The organism is Veillonella sp. (assembly GCF_015058545.1).
In the GTDB taxonomy this organism is placed as follows: Bacteria; Bacillota; Negativicutes; order Veillonellales; family Veillonellaceae; genus Veillonella_A.
The window spans coordinates 1-5,299 of sequence record NZ_SVCB01000026.1; the positions used below are offsets into that span (position 1 = coordinate 1).

Annotated in this window: 4 protein-coding genes; 3 read left to right on the forward strand and 1 reads right to left on the reverse strand. The window is 42.6% G+C overall.

Features of this window, described 5'->3' with window-relative positions; genetic code table 11:
• Nucleotides 1-234: 234 nt before the first annotated feature.
• The gene (locus E7204_RS01445) at nucleotides 235-846 is read right to left on the reverse strand and encodes a superoxide dismutase (RefSeq protein ID WP_295180882.1); all 612 of its coding nucleotides are present in this window, start codon (nucleotides 844-846) and stop codon (nucleotides 235-237) included.
• Nucleotides 847-1,507: 661 nt separating this feature from the next.
• Here E7204_RS01445 and pflB point away from each other — a divergent pair.
• The 3 genes from pflB (at nucleotide 1,508) to pflA (ending at nucleotide 4,843) form a co-directional block, all read left to right on the forward strand.
• A complete protein-coding gene (pflB, locus tag E7204_RS01450) occupies nucleotides 1,508-3,658 on the forward strand; it encodes a formate C-acetyltransferase (protein WP_295180884.1) in 2,151 nt (716 codons plus the stop codon).
• A gap of 1 nt (nucleotide 3,659) precedes the next feature.
• Nucleotides 3,660-3,899: an autonomous glycyl radical cofactor GrcA3 gene (gene grcA3 / locus E7204_RS01455; RefSeq protein WP_006555702.1), complete on the forward strand. Its 240-nt coding sequence runs from the start codon at nucleotides 3,660-3,662 to the stop codon at nucleotides 3,897-3,899.
• Between the two features lie 176 nt (nucleotides 3,900-4,075).
• Nucleotides 4,076-4,843: a pyruvate formate-lyase-activating protein gene (gene pflA / locus E7204_RS01460; protein ID WP_295180886.1), complete on the forward strand. Its 768-nt coding sequence runs from the start codon at nucleotides 4,076-4,078 to the stop codon at nucleotides 4,841-4,843.
• The last annotated feature ends 456 nt before the right edge of the window (nucleotides 4,844-5,299 follow it).

Below are 5,299 nucleotides of genomic sequence, written 5' to 3' on the forward strand. Positions count from 1 at the left end.
TTGAACCTCCTAAGTTGAAATGTTGTGGTTGCCAGACCAACTTCATTGTATCATTAGGAGGTTCTTTCCTTTTCTATAAGAATTTTTTACCGACCCCCAGTTTAACTGGGGGTTTTGTCATGCCTATTCGGCGTACAAAAAAGCGCCCCCGCTTGCACGCTGTGCAAGCGGGGGCGTTTTCACAAACTATGTAATTATACGAGCCATTCGAGGCTCACATCAAGCAGTCAGCTCTTATTTAGTAGCTGCCGCATAATGAGCGTTTACCTGATCCCAGTTAACGAGATTCCAGAAAGCGGCGATGTAATCAGGACGAGCATTCTTGTATTTCAAGTAGTATGCATGTTCCCAAACATCAAGGCCCAATACCGGAGTTTTGCCGTCGCTAAGCGGGGAGTCCTGGTTAGCGGTGGACAAGATTTCCAATTTGCCGTTGTTTACTACGAGCCAAGCCCAACCGGAACCAAAACGGCCAGTAGCAGCTTTGCCGAATTCAGCTTTGAAGTTTTCGAAGTTGCCGAAAGCTTCATCGATAGCACCTGCAATAGCGCCCGTAGGGTTACCGCCTGCATTTGGTGCCAAAATGTTCCAGAAGAATGTATGGTTAGCATGACCGCCGCCATTGTTGCGAACAGCCGTACGGATATCTTCCGGTACAGCGTTTAAGTCAGTAATCAACTCTTCTACGTCTTTTTCACCCAATTCAGGATGTTTTTCAATAGCAGCGTTTAAGTTAACAACATATGTGTTGTGGTGTTTATCATGATGAAAATGCATTGTTTCTGCATCGATATGCGGTTCTAAAGCTTCGTAAGCGTATGGTAATTCAGGTAATGTGTATGCCATAAAAATACCTCCTTCCCCGTCCAAGGGGATAAAAACATAATACATAACAAACTGTTACGAAAAAAGAATTATCAAATTTTATAATCATAGATTACTTTGAAAGTAACCTTAATTCACTAGATTTAATTTTTTCAATCTTTCTATGTTTTAATGATAACATTTTTCATTTATCTTGTCTAGTAGTAAAAACGTAAATTTACAATAAACATTTTGTAAGTGCAACTATTTCATATTTCAAGCCACCTTTTACTTATATGTTTCAACCATATTTATTATTTTGAATATAAAATTGCCAAAATTCTTCATTAACGTCTCTCGCTTATTTTTAATTCCTATTAAATTTGTAGCCATAGCTACAGACCCTATTAATTATACGGTTTATCATATAGTCATAAGAAATGAACTTATCTTTTACAGGCAAAACAATCCAAAAAGACATTTCTTAGTCATACACCGTAATGATAGCTAACAATAATTTTTATTTTTCTGACATATTTTTTAATAAATATGTTGTAAAAAGTCTTATTTTTACACATCTTTTATTTTTAGCATTTCAACAATCGAAAATTAATATCATTACAATTATTGAATTAAATACCAATTCGGTATACACTTAAAGCATCTTATAATAATTCTTTATTTCCTTAATGGAGGTGCCACAATGCAAAATACTGCATGGAAAGGCTTCATTACAGGTGTATGGGATAAAGCCATTGATGTACGTGACTTTATCCAACGTAACTATAACCCCTATGTTGGGGACGACTCATTCTTAGCCGGTCCTACGGATCGCACACTCAAACTTTGGCAAGAAGTTCTTCGTCTTTATGAGGAAGAAAAAGAAAAGGGCGGCGTTATCGATGCCGACACGGATATTGCCACTTCGGTATCTTCCCACGGTCCTGGTTATATTATTAAAGAATTAGAACAAATCGTTGGTCTTCAAACCGACAAACCGTTGAAACGGGCTATGTTCCCTTACGGCGGTTTGCGTACCGCTAAGAGCGCCTTGCAAGAATACGGCTTTGAAATGGACGCTCAGCTGGAAGACTTTTTCAAAAAACATCGTAAAACTCACAATGACGGCGTTTTCGATGTGTATACGCCGGAAATGCGTGCTGCTCGTTCCGCACACATCATTACCGGTTTACCGGATGCGTACAGCCGCGGTCGTATCATCGGCGACTATCGCCGTGTAGCCCTTTACGGGATTGACCGTTTAATCGAGGAAAAGGAAAAAGATTTCGCCATCACCATGGGCGACATGACGGCTACGATTATTCGCGACCGTGAAGAAATTCGTGACCAGATTCGTTCCTTAAAAGAATTAAAAGCCATGGCGGCTTCTTACGGCTACGATATCAGCCAGCCGGCCAAAGACGTAAAAGAAGCGATTCAGTGGTTATATTTCGGTTATTTAGGCGCTATTAAAGAACAAAACGGCGCGGCCATGTCTATCGGCCGTAACACAGTCTTCCTCGACATCTACGCCGAACGCGACCTTAAAGAAGGCCGTTACACAGAAGAAGAAATTCAGGAAATGGTTGACCATTTCATCATGAAACTTCGCATGGTGCGTTTTGCCCGCATTATCGAATACAATAACCTCTTCACCGGCGATCCGGTTTGGACAACCGAATCTATCGGCGGCATGGGCTCTGACGGACGTCCATTGGTATCCAAGATGTCCTTCCGTTATTTGCATACCCTCACCAACTTAGGCCCGGCGCCGGAACCGAACCTCACCGTTCTCTGGTCCCCTCGCTTGCCGGACGGTTTCAAACGTTTCTGTGCTAAATTGTCCATTCAAACGTCGTCGATTCAGTATGAAAACGACGAATTGATGCGTCCTAACAGCGGTGACGATTATGCTATCGCCTGCTGCGTATCGCCAATGCGTATCGGTAAAGAAATGCAGTTCTTCGGCGCTCGTTGTAACCTCGCTAAATGCTTGCTTTATGCAATCAACGGCGGTGTCGATGAAAAACTCAAAAAACAAGTTGGACCTAAATATCGTCCGATTACTTCCGAATACCTTGATTTCGACGAAGTAATGGAACGTTTTGACGACATGATGGAATGGTTGGCCGGCGTTTACGTGAATGCCCTTAATATCATTCACTACATGCACGATAAATATGCATACGAAAAATTGGAAATGGCCCTTCACGACCGCAAAGTTACGCGTTGGTTTGCCACCGGTATTGCCGGTTTATCCGTAGTAGCCGATTCCTTGTCCGCTATTAAATACACGAAGGTTAAACCGATTCGTGATGAAAACGGGGTAGCTGTTGATTTTGAAATCACAGGGGATTTCCCTAAATACGGCAACGACGATGACCGTGTTGATGATTTGGCGGCTTTCGTTGTATCTGCCTTCATGAACAAAATCCGTAAACATCCTACCTATCGTGAAAGCATCCCGACCATGTCCCTTTTGACAATTACATCCAATGTAGTATACGGTAACGCTACCGGTAGCACGCCGGACGGCCGTAAACAGGGTACACCGTTTGCACCGGGCGCTAATCCAATGCACGGTCGTGACTCCCACGGCGCTGTTTCTTCCATGGCTTCCGTTGCCAAAATGCCTTGGCGTGATGCGAGCGACGGTATTTCCAACACCTTCTCCATCATTCCTGATGCGCTTGGCAAAAACGGCGAAACCATGGTTCGTATGAGCGATTTAGACATTGATCTGGATCTTGATGCAGTTTTACAGAGCGATATGCCAACCGGTTTACCTGTCAATAATGAAAACCTGGCCTGTCGCGAGCCTAATGTTTCCATTTCCGAAAAGGAGGACAAGTAATATGAGCAACGAACAACAAATCGATAATTTAGTAGAATTATTGGATGGCTATTCTGAAAAAGGCGGCCACCACTTAAACGTTAACGTGTTTGACCGTGAAATGCTTCTCGATGCGCAAAAACATCCTGAAAAATATCCACAGTTGACCGTTCGTGTATCCGGTTATGCCGTGCACTTCAACAAATTGACGAAACAACAGCAGGATGAAGTTATTTCTCGTACCTTCCACGAACAAATGTAACTTCTATCCCTCCCCTTCTCAGTAGTTATATATAGTGCAATAGGCTCCCCGTATCGAGGAGCCTATTGTCATATGTAACTGATTTTTGAAAAACTGTTGATTTTCTTGTGATTTACTTCTCGTTATTCACCCGAAATTGCTCTTCCGCAATGTTTTAAATTTACGAAAGGCGTACTATGATTGGACGAATTCATTCCTTAGAAACCATGGGCACCGTTGACGGCCCCGGTGTACGGATGGTGCTATTTTTACAGGGCTGCCCGATGCGTTGCGCTTATTGCCATAACCCCGATACATGGGATGCGCAGCAAGGTAAAAATATTACCATTGAAGAAGTGTGGGATCAATTTGAGCGCAATCAGAGTTTTTATAAAAACGGCGGTCTCACGGTCACCGGCGGTGAAGCTTTGATGCAAATTGATTTTGTTATCGAACTCTTTACGTATTTCAGAGAACGAGGCATTCATACTTGCCTCGACACGAGTGGCATCTATTTTGAAGAAAGCCAACGCGAAACTTACGAAAAACTCATGGCCGTGACAAGCCTCGTAATCCTGGATTTAAAAGAAATCGACGATGAAAAACACATGGCCCTAACCGGTCAAAGCAACAAGCAAATCCTAAAATTTGCCCGCTTCATCGACGAGCACAATGTGCCCATTTGGGTGCGCCATGTGGTAGTACCTACTATCACCGACAACGCCGACCGCTGGTACCGACTCGGCTTCTTTGCAGGATCTTTGAAAAACCTGGAAACCATCGACTGCCTGCCTTACCACGTGATGGGTACGGCTAAGTATAAAGAGCTAGGGATTAATTATCGATTAGACGGAATTCCTCCAGCCTCTAAAGCACTAGCCGCACGAGCATCGGCCACCGTAGTAGAAGGCATCAAAGCATACCGTAGAAAACACTGGAGCAAATTACCTCGAACCGGTAACTAGAGACTGAAGCAAATTATGCTCTAAATTATATTTTCTCTCTTCCCCCTCTGTTGCTAACTGGTCTCGGCTTAGGGAATCGTTTGTTGCACTATAGCGTGCCGAACCGTAGCGAATCATACTTTGGGGCAAAGCCAAATACATCTATTACGTTGATATCATTCTGCTCTATAGTTGGTCTCGGCCGCGAGAATCACTTGTTTCGCGACAGCTTGCGAAATTACAGAGAAATCTTTTTATAGAGTTAAAAAAGGGTTCTATAATTTATTTTGGGACGCTAAAGAGAAACGCTAGTTGCGTGTCCTCTTGGCGCCTACTTTTTTTTGCACAAAAAAAGATATATTGAATAAAATCCGATACAATAAAGGTGCTAACAATTAACGAAAGGATGTTTATTCAATATGTCTAGTCTTAATTATATAGGAAAAATGCTCGGAATAAAAGATTCACATATCCAAA

Bases quoted from the DNA above. Each gene is read 5' to 3' on its own strand.
- E7204_RS01445 (WP_295180882.1), bottom strand. From the start codon at position 846: ATGGCATACACATTACCTGAATTACCATACGCTTACGAAGCTTTAGAA.
- pflB (WP_295180884.1), top strand. From the start codon at position 1,508: ATGCAAAATACTGCATGGAAAGGCTTCATTACAGGTGTATGGGATAAA.
- grcA3 (WP_006555702.1), top strand. From the start codon at position 3,660: ATGAGCAACGAACAACAAATCGATAATTTAGTAGAATTATTGGATGGC.
- pflA (WP_295180886.1), top strand. From the start codon at position 4,076: ATGATTGGACGAATTCATTCCTTAGAAACCATGGGCACCGTTGACGGC.